This is a genomic window from Rhizobium sp. P1_C7 (assembly GCF_056406295.1).
Genome location: NZ_JBFUAL010000021.1, coordinates 61,149 through 77,395 on the forward strand (window position 1 = coordinate 61,149; position 16,247 = coordinate 77,395).

The 16,247-nt window shown below is 62.6% G+C and carries 15 protein-coding genes; 4 read left to right on the forward strand and 11 right to left on the reverse strand.

Going from position 1 to position 16,247, the window contains the following annotated elements; translation table 11 throughout:
* Nucleotides 1–5: 5 nt before the first annotated feature.
* The 11 genes from AC1D2R_RS25620 to AC1D2R_RS25670 all read right to left on the reverse strand — a co-directional run bounded on the left by AC1D2R_RS25620 (nt 6) and on the right by AC1D2R_RS25670 (nt 11,010).
* Complete coding sequence (locus AC1D2R_RS25620) at nt 6–1,520, reverse strand: aldehyde dehydrogenase family protein (protein WP_477971764.1); 1,515 nt, start codon at nt 1,518–1,520, stop codon at nt 6–8.
* A gap of 94 nt (nt 1,521–1,614) precedes the next feature.
* Entirely contained in the window at nt 1,615–2,490 is an 876-nt protein-coding gene (locus AC1D2R_RS25625) for an aromatic ring-hydroxylating dioxygenase subunit alpha (RefSeq protein WP_477971765.1), read from the reverse strand.
* Nucleotides 2,491–2,500: 10 nt separating this feature from the next.
* Nucleotides 2,501–3,880, reverse strand: a complete 1,380-nt coding sequence (locus AC1D2R_RS25630) for an amidohydrolase family protein (protein WP_477971767.1) — start codon at nt 3,878–3,880, stop codon at nt 2,501–2,503.
* A 36-nt stretch (nt 3,881–3,916) separates the two neighbouring features.
* Entirely contained in the window at nt 3,917–5,467 is a 1,551-nt protein-coding gene (locus AC1D2R_RS25635) for a GMC family oxidoreductase (RefSeq protein WP_477971769.1), read from the reverse strand.
* Between the two features lie 27 nt (nt 5,468–5,494).
* Entirely contained in the window at nt 5,495–6,103 is a 609-nt protein-coding gene (locus tag AC1D2R_RS25640) for a thiamine pyrophosphate-dependent enzyme (protein WP_477971771.1), read from the reverse strand.
* Complete coding sequence (locus tag AC1D2R_RS25645) at nt 6,100–6,600, reverse strand: thiamine pyrophosphate-binding protein (protein ID WP_477971773.1); 501 nt, start codon at nt 6,598–6,600, stop codon at nt 6,100–6,102. Before AC1D2R_RS25645 ends, AC1D2R_RS25640 begins: the two co-directional genes overlap by 4 nt.
* Nucleotides 6,601–6,693: 93 nt before the next feature.
* A complete protein-coding gene (locus AC1D2R_RS25650; protein WP_477971775.1) occupies nt 6,694–7,623 on the reverse strand; it encodes a LysR family transcriptional regulator in 930 nt (309 codons plus the stop codon).
* Nucleotides 7,623–9,425, reverse strand: coding sequence for an adenine deaminase (locus AC1D2R_RS25655; protein WP_477971777.1), 1,803 nt, complete (start codon nt 9,423–9,425; stop codon nt 7,623–7,625). The genes AC1D2R_RS25650 and AC1D2R_RS25655 overlap by 1 nt, the downstream gene beginning before the upstream one ends.
* A 19-nt stretch (nt 9,426–9,444) precedes the next feature.
* Nucleotides 9,445–10,077: a glutathione S-transferase family protein gene (locus tag AC1D2R_RS25660; protein WP_477971779.1), complete on the reverse strand. Its 633-nt coding sequence runs from the start codon at nt 10,075–10,077 to the stop codon at nt 9,445–9,447.
* Nucleotides 10,077–10,751: a Rieske 2Fe-2S domain-containing protein gene (locus tag AC1D2R_RS25665; RefSeq protein ID WP_477971781.1), complete on the reverse strand. Its 675-nt coding sequence runs from the start codon at nt 10,749–10,751 to the stop codon at nt 10,077–10,079. Before AC1D2R_RS25665 ends, AC1D2R_RS25660 begins: the two co-directional genes overlap by 1 nt.
* A 13-nt stretch (nt 10,752–10,764) precedes the next feature.
* Complete coding sequence (locus tag AC1D2R_RS25670) at nt 10,765–11,010, reverse strand: hypothetical protein (protein WP_477971783.1); 246 nt, start codon at nt 11,008–11,010, stop codon at nt 10,765–10,767.
* Between the two features lie 449 nt (nt 11,011–11,459).
* Here AC1D2R_RS25670 and AC1D2R_RS25675 point away from each other — a divergent pair, with 449 nt between their 5' ends.
* From AC1D2R_RS25675 to AC1D2R_RS25690, 4 genes are all read left to right on the forward strand, one after another.
* A complete protein-coding gene (locus tag AC1D2R_RS25675; protein ID WP_477971785.1) occupies nt 11,460–12,581 on the forward strand; it encodes a BMP family ABC transporter substrate-binding protein in 1,122 nt (373 codons plus the stop codon).
* An 88-nt stretch (nt 12,582–12,669) separates the two neighbouring features.
* The gene (locus tag AC1D2R_RS25680) at nt 12,670–14,244 is read left to right on the forward strand and encodes an ABC transporter ATP-binding protein (protein WP_477971787.1); all 1,575 of its coding nucleotides are present in this window, start codon (nt 12,670–12,672) and stop codon (nt 14,242–14,244) included.
* Nucleotide 14,245: 1 nt separating this feature from the next.
* Nucleotides 14,246–15,289 carry an ABC transporter permease gene (locus AC1D2R_RS25685; RefSeq protein ID WP_477971789.1) on the forward strand — a complete coding sequence of 348 codons (1,044 nt, stop codon included), beginning with the start codon at nt 14,246–14,248 and terminating at the stop codon, nt 15,287–15,289.
* A 12-nt stretch (nt 15,290–15,301) separates the two neighbouring features.
* Entirely contained in the window at nt 15,302–16,237 is a 936-nt protein-coding gene (locus AC1D2R_RS25690) for an ABC transporter permease (RefSeq protein ID WP_477971791.1), read from the forward strand.
* Nucleotides 16,238–16,247 lie beyond the last annotated feature (10 nt).

Genomic DNA, 16,247 nt, shown 5'->3' on the forward strand with positions numbered 1-16,247 from the left:
AGACCTCAAATGACCGCACAAACGGTCTTCAGCTCCAGATAGTTTTCGAGGCCCGGGGCGCCGTTCTCATATCCCCAACCGGACTGCTTGTGCCCACCCTTGGGAAGTTCCGGCGAGAAGTACGAATGACAATTGATCCATACGGTACCGGAGCGGATGCGGCCCGAAAGCCGATGGGCGGCGCTGAGGTCGCATGTCCAGACGCTCGCGGCGAGCCCGTAAGGGGAATCATTGGAAAAGGCGATTGCCTCCTCGACATCGTCGAACGGTGTGACAGCAACGACCGGCCCGAAGATCTCCTCCTGCATCATCCGCATATTCTGACGGACACCGGTAACAACGGTCGGTTCGAAGAACGTCTGCTGATCGCCTGCCTGCTTGCCTCCGGCGACAATCTGCGCACCCTCGCGCGCACCTTCCTTGACGTAGCCTGCGACGCGATCGGCCTGCGTGCGGTTGACTAGTGGCCCCAGATCGGTTTGTGGATCGAGGCCATGGCCGAGCCTCAGCTTGCCGGCCTCGTTTGCCAGTCCCTCCAGCAACTCCTCGTAGACCGTGCGATGAGCGTAAATTCGCGAGCCGGCAACACAGACCTGGCCGCCATTGGCAAAGATGCCGCGAGCAATACCAGGGACAGCAAGGCCCATATCCGCGTCCGGCATGACGATCGCCGGCGATTTGCCGCCGAGTTCCAGCGTCAGTTTTTTCAAGTTGCCGCGCGCCGCCCCGACAATCAGCTTGCCGACCTCGGTGGATCCGGTAAACGCGACCTTGTCGACATCCGGGTGGCTTGTCAGTGCAGCACCAACGCTTTCGCCGAGCCCGGTGATGATATTGACCACGCCGGCCGGCAGACCCGCCTCGACCATCAGCTCACCAAGGCGAAGCGTCGTCAGCGATGTCTCCTCGGCGGGTTTCAGCACGACGGTGCAACCCGCCGCAAGCGCCGGCGCAAGCTTCATCGCCGCCATCAGCATCGGCGAGTTCCACGGCGTGATGGCAGCGACGACTCCGATCGGTTCGCGTGTCGTATAGGCGAACACCTTCTTCCCGGCTGGCTGGTAGCCAATCGAGGTCGGGATGGTCGTGCCGAGGATCTTCGTGGCGAAGCCTGCGAAATAGCGGAACTGTTCTGCGCAGGCGGGGATTTCGCCCAAGCGGCCGGTCTTGAGCGATTTGCCCTGATCGAGGGTTTCCAGCTCTGCCAGCTCGTCCACATGGGCATCGATCAGATCGGCAATGCGCCACAGGAGCTTGCCGCGGGCCGATGGCGTCAAACCGCGCCAGCCATCACCTTCGAAGGCGCGCCGCGCTGCAGAAACGGCGGCGTTGACATCGGCCGCGCCTGCCTCGGCGAGTTCCGCCAGCATCCGCCCGTTGGCCGGGTCGTGCGTCGCAAAGGTCAAGCCGGACGAAGCATTGACCCACTCGCCGTCAATCAGCAGCATCTTGCGTTGCTTTGATAGAAAGTGCCGGGCACCGACGCTTGCCGGTTCCATGATCGGGATGGGTTTTGTCATGACGTCTGAACTCCAGGGCCTCGGCCGGACCGACGGCACGCAGGCGTTTTGCGACGACAGGCGCCGCCGGTCTCGAAGGAATGATGGCCGGTCGTCATCGTGATCCTTCCTCCATTGTGGTGCCGAAACGCAGGCCCTTTTCCTTCAGCCAGCGGCGATAGGCAACCGAGGAACTGTCGGCGCGCGTCGGGATTTCCTGTCGTGGCTCCAGCGGCAAAAGCAACGGCCGCTGGTTTTCGACGATGATGCGATCCTGCAGGAAGATGACCTGTTCGAAGTTGAGGAGCGACGTCTGGCTCGACGCATTATCCACCAGGTACATCACGGGCTGGGCGCGGCAGAGGCCTTCTTCGATCGGGTGGATGAAGAGTGCGATGGCATCGAGCCGCTCAGGCGCTGACGGGCAGACGCGGTAGAGCATCACGACAAACGGTGTCGGAACACGGTAGGTGAGTTGCACGAAAGCGCCTTCGCTTTCGGTCGCGGCAATGCGCGGCTGGAAAAAGGTACAGTTCGTCGCCCACACTTCATCGATGTCGCGCCGGATCTCGCTGAGATAGCCGGGCACTTCGGTGTGCGGTTCGGCGCCGAGAATATCGGCGTGCACGAAGGGAAAATGCGCCATGTCGAGGAAATTTTCCACGACGCGAAGACCGGACGCCCGCATCCTCACCCAGCCGCAGGGCACGAAACGGCGATCGGTTTCGACTGCCTCCGATATCTCGAAGATTTCCTTGCCGGGATAACCGAGCGTCGTCCAGACGCATCCGTATTTCTCCCGTACCTTGAGTGCCGGGCCGCCTGGCCAGCCAGCCGTGACTTCGCGGATCACCGGCTCTCCGCTCTCGCCGCGGTGGAGTTCGATGTCCTGCCCCAGCAGGCGGGTGCGGATCGGCTTGACGGTGAGATCAGCCGAACTCTCCACCGCATACCATTCGTTCAGCGCAGCCTTGTCGGTCGTCTTTGCCATGATCGCCTCCTCAGGCCTTGGTCCATTGCGCGGTACCCTCGCGGTTGTCCGCTAGCCAGGCGGCGCGGCGAGCAAAGTGCGGCGGAGCAATGCGGTGGATTTCAGCGATGATGTCCGTGAGATCCCCTGTCTTCAGCACACCGTCTTCGACCAGGATCCTGCCATCCACCATGGTCAGGCTGACATCACTTGCGCGCACGGCGTGGACCAGATTGTGTTGCAGGTTGAAATGGGGGCCTTCGCCAAAGCACGGCGTCATGCGCGGCGTGTTGGTGCGCACTGCGATGAGGTCGGCACGCTTTCCGGCTTCCAGCGACCCTATCTCGTGATCGAGGCCGATGGCCCTGGCGCCCGTGATGGTCGCCATGCGAAGCACATCCCAACTGTCCATGGCGGCGGCGTCCAGGTCCTTCAGCTTGCCGAGCAGAGAGGTGACCTTCATTTCCTCGAACATATCGAAGTTGTTGTTTTCCTTTTCACCATCGGTGCCTATGCCGACCGGCACGCCGGCCGCGAGCATCTCGCCGACCCGCGCGATGCCGCTTGCGAGCTTCATGTTGCTGACGGGATTGTGCGCGACCGAGACATTGTACTTCGAGATGAAATCGACTTCAGCCGAATCCAGCCAGACGCCATGGGCGATCATCGTACGGGGGGCCTCGAAGAAGCCGAGCTCCTGCAGCGCATACATCGGCCGTTTTCCGTACCGCTTGTCGAATTCGGCAAGCTCGATCTCGGCCTCGCTGCAATGTGTGTGGAAACCGGTATTATGGGCCTTGGCGAGCGCAATTGCGCGCTGCTGGCCTGCCTCGTCGGCGTAAAACAGATGCTCCAGCCCGACCCAGACATTGATCCGACCCTGTGCCTTGCGGTGCCAGGTCTCGATCATCGCCTCGTTCATTTCCAGCGTGTCGAAGTAATTGTACTCGGGATGCTCGCCGACATAGGGGACCGCCACCAGTCGGTTGCCGATCGTGCTGGCGGCCCTGGCGCTGCCATCCATGAAGCGCCACATATCGACGACAGTCGTGGTGCCGCCGAGAACGGACTCGGCGTAGCAAAGATAGGACGCTGCCTCTGCCTCATGCGGCAGCAGCATGCGGTGCATCGGGTTGATATGCAGCGTCAGCCAGTCCCAGACCGGCAGATGCTCGGCGGTGCCGCGCAGAAATCCGGAGTGGGCATGCGCATTGACGAGGCCCGGCATGATGACGGAGTTGTCGATTTTCCTGACCGGGACGCCGGGACCGGAAGCCGTGAGTTCGGCAAGCGGGCCGACGGCTTCGATCTTGCCGCCATCGATCAGGACGGCGCCCTCTGTGATGACGCGATTTCCGGCGTCCATCGTCAGGAGGTAGTCGCCGGCGATAATCTGCTTGTCCGCTGTCATGCTTTTTCCAATTCGCTTCGGTTTCGTCTTTCCATTTCACGCTGCTGACAGCAGGAAATCGGCAGCGCGTTCGCCGATCATCGTGACCGGTGCGTGCGTGTGACAGGTGGGAATGATCGGGATGACCGAGGCATCAGCAATTGTGAGACCCTCGATGCCGCGCACCCCCAGCCTGTTGTCGACGACGGCCCGATCGCCGCTTCCCATCGCGCAGGTCCCGCTCACATGGAAGAAGGTCGAACAGGCTTGTCTGACATAGCCGACGATCTCGGAGCGCGACAGACGTCGCGCCGGCGCTGCGTAGCCGCCGAACCAGCCGGCATAGCTCTTTGTCGCCGCAAGTTCCATCATGGTCTCGACCGCGATCACCAGTGCATCGAGATCATCAGGCTCTGCGAGATAATTGGGCTGGATTTCGACAGCGCCGCCAGGAACGGCAGAGAGCAGCCTCATGTAGCCGACGCTCTTCGAGCGCATCAGGCCGCAGCCGATCGAGAAGACGTCACCCGAGAGATCGTAGAGTTCGCGAATGCCGGGTTCGGCGCTGTTGCCCTGCACCGGGAAGGCGTGAAGATCGGCCTGTGCGAGGGCGGCGGAGGATTTCCAGTTGATGACGGTGCCGCCGCCATTGTCGCGGACCGGACCGAGCGGCTGCCTCGACCGGAAGACACAGGCCTGAACCAGCGGATGATCCTGGAGGTTTTGCCCGACGCCGGAAAGACCGAGCCGGACATCGATGCCCAACCGCTTCAGTTCCGAGGGATCGCCGATGCCCGACATCATCAGCAGCCGGGGCGTATCGATCGCGCCGAGCGCCAGGATCACGCCAGTGGTGGCCCTGACCACGTGTGGCTTTCCCGCGCGCAGGTATCTGACGCAAGTACACCGGCCGTTCTCGATACCAAGACCGGTTGCCAGGGTATCGGTCAGGATCGTCAGCCGCTCGTTGTCGAGGATCGGCCATAGATAGCCTCTTGCCGAACTCCAGCGCTTGCCCTTGGAGATGTTCAGGTTCGAGAGTGCGGCCCCTTCATTGTTGGGGCCGTTGGGATCGTCGATCACGGGAATGCCGAGTTCGGCGGATCCACCAAGCATCGCCTCGGCAACCGGGTGCGCAGACGTACTGCGTTCGATGCGCAAGGGCCCGCCGGCGCCACGAAGGGGCGTCTCTCCACCCTCCCAGTCTTCCGACCGCTTGAAATAGGGTAGCACATCGCGAAACGACCAGCCCTTGGCGCCGGCCGCCTCCCACCCGTCGTAGTCCATGGGATGGCCCCGATACCACATCATGGCGTTGATGCTACTGGAACCGCCGAGCACCTTGCCGCGCGGAATGCCGATCGTGCGGCCGTTGATCTGTGGCGTCGGCGCGTAGTCGTAGCCCCAATCGTAGGCGCTGCGTCCGAGTGGCACCCAGCAGGCAGGGTTGTCGATTTCAGCAATGCCGATGCCCGAACTGCCAGCCTCGATCAAGAGAACGGTGGCGTCGCTGCCGTCCACCAGTCGCCGGGCGACGGCGCAGCCGCCAGAGCCGGCGCCAACAACGAAGTAGTCGTAGGCTCGGGCGACCGGTCTGTTCTGGATCATCGGAAGATGCATCGGATATGGCGTCCCTTAGTTGTGTTCGCTTGGGCCCATGATGACGATGCCCTCGGTCGCCTCGACATGACGCACGAAGATGTACTTGTCCTCGCGCCCGTCGCTGTGCTTGCGCTTGATGTCCGGCTGGACGGTGCCGGCGACCTTGGCGACGACGACATAGGGCACCCCGGCGGCCAGCCCTGTCGCGCAATGGGCGTCGAATTCCTCGACGGTTCGTGCCGTATAGGCGTTCTCGACGCCGCATCCCCGTGCGATTGCCGCGATATCGACGCGGCCGAAGGCGGTGTGTGTCGGAGGACCGCCGATCGATTGATAGCTTTCGTTGTCCCAGACGACGACGAAGAGGTTCTCAGGCTGCTCGTTGCCGAGGGTAGCGAGAATGCCGAGATTGAACATCATGCCGCCGTCGGTATCGAGCGAGACGATGCGCCGGTGCGAAAGACCCGCGGCAAGGCCGAAGGCCTGTGGCGTCACACAGCCGAGCTGTTGCTGGAACAGGCTGGCCTCGCGCATATGCGGCGCGGCGTTGTACCATTCGTCGACGCTGCCGCCGAGCGAGAGGATGACCAGCTCGTCCTTGAGACGGGCGGCGAGAGCCGTCATGCAATCGAAACGTTTCATCGCACGATCTCCCCACCCAGCGCGATCGCCGAGTGATAATAGGCTGCGTAGGACCAGTTGTAGGCGTCTGCAATGGCGCGTTCGATCGCCTCTTCCTCACGCACCACCCGGTAGGGAATGCGCAGGGCGTCGAGCACCGGCTCCATCGTGATGCCGTGCGGTATCGCCCACCAGTTGTTTTCGCCCAGTTCGCCGCGATAGCTCATCAGCATGACGACAGGAATGCCGGCCCCGAGGCCCATGCGGGCAAGCGGTTCGACCGACGCCCGAAGCCCCGAGTTTTCCATGATCAGCGCCGCGCGCTTGCCGGAAAGGAAAACACCGCCGCAGATGGCAGCGCCCTCGCCTTCATTGGTGACACGGATGGTGCGGATATCCGGATCCGCGTCAAGCGCGGGGTATAGTTCCTTGAACAGGGAATCGGGAAGATAACAAACGATGCTCACGCCGGCCTTCTTCAGACCTCGGATGACGGCATCAACTGCAGATTTTTTCATTGTGCGTCCTCATTGCCGAGTGAAATTGGCAAACTGCAGTTGTTCGCAATAGTCCTTATTTTCTGATAGACGTGATGCGCCAAACGCAACAACTCACGCTCCGTCCTCACCGGAACGCTCGATGGAATGCGCCAGAAGCTTGCCCAGCGCCGAGGCCGCATCCGACATCTCCTTTTCCGAGCGCGAGAGCAGCATCAGCTTGCGCGGATTGAGCTTGGCGTCGCGCAGCGGCACGAATTTCAGCGCGCCGTCGGCGATTTCCTGTTCGATGCCGACGCGGGTCTGCAACACCGTGCCGAGGTTGCGCTTGGCGAGATCCACCATGAGCCCGATCGAATTTGTCCGTGCGCGTTGCGTCAGATCGATGAAAGAGCGGCTGAAGGCTTCCTCTATCCATGTGCCGAGCGTCAGGCTGGCGTCCGACAGGATGACGCGCTCGCCGGCGAGATCGAAAAGCTTGAGTTCCTTCTTTTCGGCAAAGCGACTTTCAGGCAGTGCCAGAACGCCCAATGGCAAGGAGACCGTTGCAATCCGCCGGACGTTGCGGGGCACCCGGATATCGAAGACGACGGCAAGATCGCATTCGCCCTCTGCAACCGCATTGGCAGCATGTTGCGAGCCCATCACGCGGACATTCACGGTGATCGCCGGGTGCCGTTTCCAAAATTCCTGCAGCGCCTCCGGCATCACCCCCCGTGACACGCTCTCGATCACGGCGACCGACACCGTTCCCCGATGCAGGCCATGCAGGTCGTTGATCTCGCTGCAGGCACGGTTCAGCTCCGAGAGGCTGAGACGGGCGTGATAGAGCATCAGCTCGCCAGCGCTGGTCAGCTTCAGACGCTGTCGCACGCGCTCGAACAGCGGCGTGCCGAGCTCATCTTCCAGCTGACGCAAGATACGGCTGACGGAGGACGGCGCGACGTTGAGCGCCTGGGCAGCCTGCCTTATCGAGCCCAGCCTTGCGACAAGCTGGAAGTAGTGGATGCGTGTCGCGACCAGTCCCAGCCGGTAGGGGTCCATCAGACGGTCTCGAAGAGCTGTTGGATTTCCATTTCAGGCACCAGCACGAGCCCCTTGTCGGTGATGCGGATTTCCGGAATGACCGACAGAGGAATGAGATTGAAGCCCATGTAGGCGATGGTGCATTCTGCCTTTTCCCACTCGACCTTCAGTGCCTTCACTTCCTCGGCGACCTCGTGCACGCGCTTGTCGGAAAGGAGACCCGCGATCGGCAATGGTACCATGGCCGTGACTTTGCCTCCCATGACGACGCAGACGCCGCCCTGCTTCTCCTCGATTGCATCGAGCGCTACTTGCATGTCCGCTTCGTTGGTGCCGGCGACAATGATGTTGTGGCTGTCGTGGCCGACGGATGAGGCGACCGCGCCCTGCTTCAGGCCGAAGCTGTGCAGCAGGCCATGCGCGACGTTGCCTGCGGATTTGCCGTGGCGTTCGACGACGGTGACAAAGCAAAGGCCATGGCGGTCGAAATGGGTCCGCCAGTCATTGGCGGGTTCCAGCCTCACCTTGGCGTGGCCGAGCGTGATGCCAGGAAGTTCCGTCTTGATCGTGTGCGCGATCACCGCTTCGGTCGGCAGATCGGGCGTCAGCTTGAGGTTCTTCGGCAGTTTGACGGTGTGATAGGCGGCGTCGGGATATCGGTAGGGCTTGGAAAGCGCTTCCTCCAAGACCGGCGTCACCTTCCGGTCTTCCACGACCAGCTCGCCGCCGTACCAGGTGTTGACCGGCGTCAGGTCGTCTGAGAGCAGCACGAGGTCGGCACGACGTCCGCCGCCAAGGCCGCCGATTTCATTGTCCATGCCGAACCGCGTTGCACCATGCAGGGAGCCCATCGCCCAGGCCTGTTCCGGCTTCATGCCGGCCTTCACCGCTTCGCGCGTGACCCAGTCGAGGCCAAAAAGAAGCAGGTCGTCGGCGTCGCGGTCGTCGGTGCAGACCGCAATGCGTTTATGCGATGCGCCGAGCTCGGTGATCGTCTTGATCGCATGCGGCAGGCTATGCCACGGCGTCGTCGGCGGGCCGCCGCGAAGGAAGAGCCAGATGCCGGCTTCAAGCATATCGTCGGCTATGTCGCGGTCGATTGCCTCGTGCGTATCGGTTACCCCCGAAGCCGCGTAGGCAGAGACGAACTCGCGCCCATAGACGTGACCTGACACCGGCCGCCCGCGCTGCAGCGCAGCTGCAAGGATCGCATGGCTGCGCTCGTCGCCCATCGCAACCTGCACGAAGTCCATCTTCTCGCCGAGTGCCACGGCTTCGGGCCATTTGTCGAAGAGCGCCGCAATCTTCTCAGGCGTCAGATCGCCGCCAGCGGTTTCGAGTTGCGGCGATGTGGCTGGTACCGTGCTCGGCACTGTCAGGAATATCGAGAGCGGCGCACGGCGCGCATCCTCCAGCATGGCCTCAACGCCAGCGACGTCCATGACGTTGCCGATCTCGTGGCTGTCGCAAAAGATCGTCGTCGTGCCATTGAGAAGCGCTGCCTCGGCGTAGGCGCAGGCCGTCACCATACTGGATTCGATATGGATATGCGGGTCGACGAGGCCCGGTGCTATGATCCCACCGCGGGCATCGTATCGCTTTGCCGCGCCGTTCTTGTAGCTGCCGGACGGTTTGACGGCGGCGATACGCCCGTTGGAAACCCAGACTTCCCTTTCGCCGAGAATACGCTCGGAATAGGTCGACAGCACCCGCGCACCCTGAATGACGAGATCCGGGTCCTGTCTTCCGAAGGCGACGTCGGCAAGCGTACGCGTCAGCGTCGAAAGCGGTTTGACGGCAAAGCGGGTCAGCGTGCTCATGAAAACTCCAATCTCAAAATCAATGATAGTCAGGAATGCCGGGCATCGTATGGAAGCCCTTCAAGCTGCGGAAACGGCGGATCCAGCGGCGCAGGGCCGGGTACTCATCGTGGTCCACCCCGTAGTCCCGGCTGAGTGCAAAGGACGGGAAAAGGACGAGATCGGCAAGCGTTGCCCGGTCGCCGACAAACCACTCCTTGCCGTCGAAATGGCGCGTCGTCATGTGATCGTCCATGATGCGGAACGCTTTGCGCGCGCTGGCGCGCAGCGCCTTTTCGTCGCCAGCGGTATCAAACAGCGCCTGCAGCCGGGCCTCGATGGCAGGTGCCAGTGCCGTTTCGCAAAAGCCCAGCCACATCGAGACCTGGCCGAAGGCGGCCGCATCGTCGGGCAGCCAGTGCTTTTCCCGATCATGAGCCTTGGCGAGATAGAGAAGGATCGCTGCCATGCCGTGGAGGACAAGGTCGCCATCGCGCAGCACCGGCAGCGTCCCGAGCGGGTTCAGCGCCAGCATCGGCGGCTTCTCCTGCTCATTGCCGGGGAACATATCGACCGCAATCGTCGTCCACGAAAGCCCGAGCATGGAGAGCAGCAGGCGGGCGCGGTAGCTCGATTCATCGAGGTCGTAGTTGTAAAGCGTGATCTCCGACATCAGGCAACCTCCTCCGCGCTGGGCGCGGCACGTTCGAGGTCGAAGCGGAGACTTTCGGCCCACTGGGCATAGTGCTTTTGCTTGGCACCGCCATAGATCGCTTGCGAGCCCGAGATGACGATGTGGACGGCCGTTTTCGCCTCCCCCGTTGCCTGGAAGGCAAGCAGCAGCACGTCGTCTCCCGACACCAGCTTGCCGGCCTGGTCGCAGAGCGCAGTCATGCCGACCCGTTCGAATGCCGCCCGGACATCGACGAACGCGCGATCGACGTACAGGCTTCTGACCGGCGTGATCGCTGCGGCATGGCCGGCATCCGGAAGCGGACTTTCGGATGCCGTCGTCGTCCAGACGATCCCATATTTTTCTTGCGCCTGATAGGTCGGAACCTTGATCGTCCCGGGGACCTCCAGGGTCGGGTGAGCCGGAATGTAGCGGCATTGCCCGGCGGTGTCGTACTGCCAGCCGTGATAGAGGCAGGCGATGTGATCGCCGCGCACGAAGCCGAAGCTCAACCGCATGCCGCGATGCGGACAGCGGTCCTCCCAGACATGGGCTTTGCCGCTGTTGTCGCGCCAGACGACGATCTCGCTGCCCTCGACGATCGCGCCCGTGGATGTTCCGGCCTCGATCGACGATGACAGCGCAACCGGCACCCATCCCTCATTCAGTTTCATAGTCCACTCCTGTTCACGACCCTGCGCGTTCGATATCGAGAATGATGCAGTCATAGGGGCCAAGGCTGCAGGCCATTTCGAAGGCGTCGACCAGATCCTCCTGTCCTTTGACCGACAGCGTCGCCGAAGTGGCGTCGCAAGCGCCGACATGGATCTCAAGGTCCAGCCTGCGAGCGCGATGGAGCGCAAATTCCCTGAAGCTTTCACACTCCATCTGCCCTCGAAACGTGAAACGCGCCGCCTGTATCAAACCGGACATTGTCTGCTCGCCGCCTGCATCCGATCCACCTTGTGCCTTATAATCCATCAATATGCATAAATACTATGCATGCTTTACTTTTAGGCATTTTAGGCATTGTCTGGATCTAAATTCAAGAGCCTTTGCGTGATTGCCTGTTGCCTTCTACGCATTGCAGTCATCAGAAAATTGGCTCTATTCCGAACAATTGTGATTTGCCAGTGTGGCAGCGCTTCCTTGTTTCCGGCTGCCAAAGGCTTTCCGCAAGGGTGTCCGCTACATTGTCCGGTGCCTCTTTCAGCCCGTCTGCCGCTCGCTGCGGCGAACGCCCGTCAGGGTGGTTGGCGGTTGCGGCGGCGCGACGGAGATGGTGCGCGGCAACTGGCATAATTGTTGCGTTTGAAACACCAGGGCCGACAAGGCCGAAGATCGGAAGCGCGGCCATCCGCGTCAAAACAAAAGGGGATACCATGATTGATCTGCGTACGCTTTCCCGCCGCGGTTTTCTGAACATGAGCGCTGCGGGTGCAGCCGCCATGATGCTGCCTGCAGGCTTTGCCCGAACGGCGCTCGCCGCCTCGCCGCTTCCGGCGATCAAGGAAGAGGAAGCGGTCATCGGCTTTGGTCATGTCGGCCCGATCTCCGACGAAGGCTGGACCTGGGCACACCATCAGGGCCTGCTTGCCGTCAAGCAAGCCTATCCGAAGCTCAAGAAGGTGCTGGAAGTCGAGAACGTCCCCTACTCCGCCGACGCGACGCGCACCTACCGCCAATTCGTCTCGGAAGGCGCCAATCTGATCTTCGACACCTCGTCGAACGGCGACTTCCTGCATGAAGTGGTCAAGCGCGCAACCGACGTCGCTTTCATGGAGTGCAACGGCCATGTCACCATGGACAATCTTGGCTGGTACTATCTCGCGCACTGGTATCCGACCTACGTTCTCGGCGTCGCCGCCGGCCACCTCTCCAAGACGGGCAAACTCGGCTATGTCGCCTCCTTCCCCGTCGCCTCCGTCTACGCCTCCACCAACGCCTTCCTGATGGGTGCGCGCACCGTCAACCCGAACGCAACGGTCCAGACGATCGTCATCAATTCCTGGTTCGATCCGCAGGCTGCCACCCAGGCCGGCACGGCGCTCATCGACAACGGTTGCGACTTCCTGTTCGGTATCATGGACGAAGCCGGCTATCTGCAGGTTGCCGAAAAGCGCGGCGTATGGGCGGCGATGTGGAACACCGATATCCGCCGCTATGGTCCGAATTCCTACGTCTCGTCGATCCTCATCGACTTCACGAAATTCTACGTCGACCAGGTCGGCAAGCGTCTTTCGGGCACCTGGACGCCGAGTGAGCAGCTGTTTGCGATGGGGGCCGGCGTCGACCGTGACAAGTGGGGCGAAAAGGTTCCAGCCGACGTTGCCGCCGCCGCCGACGCCGTGCGCGAAAAGATCATGGGCGGCTGGTCGCCCTTCGTTGGCGAACTGAAGGACGCCACCGGCAAGGTGCGTGTCGAGGCCGGTCAGACGATGACCGAGCTCGACCTCTACAACTGGGACTGGTCGGTCGAGGGTGTCACCGGCCTGTCCGCCTGATCTGTCCGCCTGATATGGCCTCCCAAGCCAAGAGCCCGGCCGTCCAGGATCGGCCGGGCTCACCGCCTTCACGCTCCGGTGCCATTCCATGACTGAAAATGCGACCCGTTATGCGCCCCCTCCGGGCACACCGCCCCTCGTCCAGCTGAAGGGTATCGCCAAGTACTTTCCGGGCGTCATCGCCAACGAGAACGTTGATCTCGACGTCATGCCCGGCGAGATCCACGCGCTTCTCGGCGAAAACGGCGCTGGAAAGTCGACGCTGATGAACATCCTGACGGGCATCTACCGGGCCGATGCTGGAGAAATCATCATCGACGGCTACGCAAAGGAGTTCGCTACGCCGCTGCAAGCAATTGCGGCAGGCATCGGCATGGTGCATCAGCATTTCAAGCTCGTCCAGGCCTTCACCGTCGCCGAGAACATTCATCTTGGCTGGTCGCAAACGCCACGCCGCGCCTCCGCACAGGTGCTGGAACAGCGCACCGCGGCGCTGGCTTCAACATTCAATCTCAAGACCACGCCCGGTGCCCGCGTCAGCGATCTTTCGACCGGCGAACAGCAGCGCGTCGAGATCCTGCGCGTGCTTGCCCGGCAGGCTCGCGTCCTGATCCTCGACGAGCCGACGGCCGTGCTGACGCCTGCTGAAGCGCGCGAGTTGTTCAAGGCGCTGCGCAGATTCGTGGCCGCCGGCAATGCCGTCATCTTCATCAGCCACAAGCTCGACGAAGTGCTGGAGATTTCCGACCGCATCAGCATCCTGCGCGGCGGCCGCAAGATCGCCACGGAAAATACCGCCGACTGCAATCCGCGCATGCTCGCCAAGCTCATGGTCGGCCGCGACATCGTGCTTGCCGACATGCGCGAGCGCCCGGCAGGTGCCGCGCCGATGTCGGAGATGCCGGTGCTCGCCCTCGAGGATGTTTGGGCGATCGGCGATGGAGGCAACGAAGCGCTGCGCGGCATCTCGCTTGACGTGCGCGCAGGCGAGATCGTCGGCGTTGCCGGTGTCGCCGGCAACGGCCAGCGTGAACTGAGCCAGGTCCTGACCGGCATCCGCCCCGTGAGCGCGGGCCGGATATTGATTGGCGGCAAGCCAGTCGAAAGGAGCAACGCTGCGGCATTTGCCGAAAGCGGCATCGGTCACATTCCCGAGGATCGCCTTCACAGCGGCCTTGCGCCGGCACTCAGTGTCACCGTCAATGCCGTGATGCGGGAATACAAGAAACCGCCGGTCTCGTCGGGCGGCACCTACAAGCCGGGCGCGGCGACGGCGCTCGCCAGGGAAATCGCGTCCGCCGCCGAAGTCGCCATTCCCGATTTCGGCATGCCGATCCGCAACCTCTCGGGCGGCAACCAGCAGCGCCTCGTCGCCCGGCGCGAGATGCGCATTGCCGACAAGGTACTGATCGCCGCCTATCCCAGCCGCGGACTGGATGTCGGCGCCATCAACACCATGCTGCGCTACATCGTCGAACTGCGCGATGCTGGCGCCGGCATCATTCTCATCTCAGAAGAACTCGAAGAGCTGCTCAACCTCTCCGACCGCATTGCCGTGCTTTACGAAGGGAAGATCATGGGGATCGTCGACAACGAAAAGACCGATATCGACGAAATCGGCCTGCTGATGGGTGGCCGCATCCAGGCGCGCGAGGTCGCATAGCATGGCAGCCTCCTTCCGCCTGCAACGACTTCCCTCGGCGTCTCCCGGCATTGCGCTCGTCGCGCGTGCGGCCGCCATCGTTCTGGCGCTCGTCTTCGCCGGCATCATTCTCGCTGCCACCGGTGCAAACCCGATCGAGCTCGGCTCGCAGGTCATCGTCGCCTCCTTCGGGTCGAGCTTTGGCATGGAAGATCTCGGCGTGCTGGTGATCCCGCTCATCCTAACCGGGCTGTCGGTGGCCGTGGCCCAGCAGATCGGCGCATGGAATATCGGCGCCGAGGGACAGTTTTACGCCGGCGCCTTCGCTGCCGCTGCCGTCGGTCTCTTCGTTCCCGGGCCACCCGCCCTGATTCTGGTGCTGATGTTCTTTGCGGGTCTTGTCGGTGGTGCCGTCTGGATCCTCATTCCGACGCTTGCCCGCGCCTATGCCAACGTCAACGAGTTGATCACCACTCTGCTTCTGAACTTCGTGGCCATCCTGCTCGTCTATTTCGTCTCGACCAATGCCTGGCGCGACCGCATGGCAAATTCCGCGACGCCCCGTCTTTCGGCCGAAATCCCGGAATTCTGGGGCTCGATCCACTGGGGCCTGCCGATCGCCATCGTCGTCGCGCTCGTCGTCGCCGGACTGCTCGCCTTTTCGCGATGGGGCTATGAGGTTCGCCTTGTCGGCTCCAATCCATCCGCCGCCAAATATGCGGGCATGCCGGTCCGCCGCCACCTGATCACCGTCATGCTGCTCTCCGGCGCGATCGCCGGTCTGGCCGGTATGCTGGAAATTGCCGGGACCGTGCATCGCCTCCAGGGTGGCATTTCCAACAATTACGGCTATCTCGGCATCATGGTTGCGGTTCTCGCCCGCAGCTCTGCCGTCGGCGTCATCTTCTCCGCTGCCCTCATGGCCTTCATCCTGAACTCCGGAATCATCCTGCAGACCCAGGGACTGACCACCTCGACCGTCTTGGCGATAACCGGCCTCATTCTGTTTCTGACGGCAATCGGCGACGAACTCGCCCACTACCGCATCGCCCGCGACAAGGCTTGAAGGAGAGCGACCATGGACCTTTTGACCGGCCTCTTCACCACGGCATTCCTGGCAGGTGGCGTTCTGGCGCTGGCAGCGCTCGGCGAAGTCCTTGCCGAACGCGTCGGCGTCGTCAATCTCGGTGTCGAGGGCTTGATGGCGATGGGCGCACTGACGGCGATCGCAACCGTCGCCGCCGTCCCCTCGCCGACCATCGGCTTCCTCGCCGCGCTCGTCGTCGGTGCGCTCTTCGGCACCCTTTTTGCATTCGCGACCGTCATTCTGCGCGCCAACCAGGTGCTCTGCGGCCTCGCACTGACGCTGATGGGCAGCGGCATCGCCTCGACGATCGGGCGTGCCTATTCGGGCATGCCGGCACGTGCCGTCTTCTCGCCGATCGAGGTTCCGCTCCTGAGCAAGATCCCGGTCCTTGGTCCCGCCTTCTTCTCGCAGAACGTCCTTGTCTACCTGATCTACGTCATTCTGCCGGTGGGCCTGAGCTACATCATGTTCCGCACCCGCCACGGCCTCAACCTGCGCGCCGTCGGTGAAAATCCGGCCGCTGCCGATGCCGCCGGTATCCCGGTGAACCTGATCCGCTTCGCCTATGTCACCGCCGGCTCGGCGCTGGCGGCCGGCGCCGGCGGCTATCTCACGCTCACCTTCGTTCCCTCCTGGTCGGACGGCGTCGTCGCCGGCCGGGGCTGGATCGCCGTCGCGCTCGTCATCTTCGCCGGATACCGACCCATCCCCGCTGTCCTGTCCGGCCTGCTGTTCGGTTTCATCACCGCGCTCGGCTTTGTCGGCCAGGCGCGCGGCTGGCCGATCGCACCCGCCTTCCTCTCCATGCTGCCCTACCTCGGCACCATGGCCTTCATCATCGTGCCGGTCCTTGCCTGGCAGCGCATGCGTCGGATCATGGCAGCACCCGCCGCGATCGGCGTGCCCTACTACCGCGACGTCCGATAAAAAATACCGG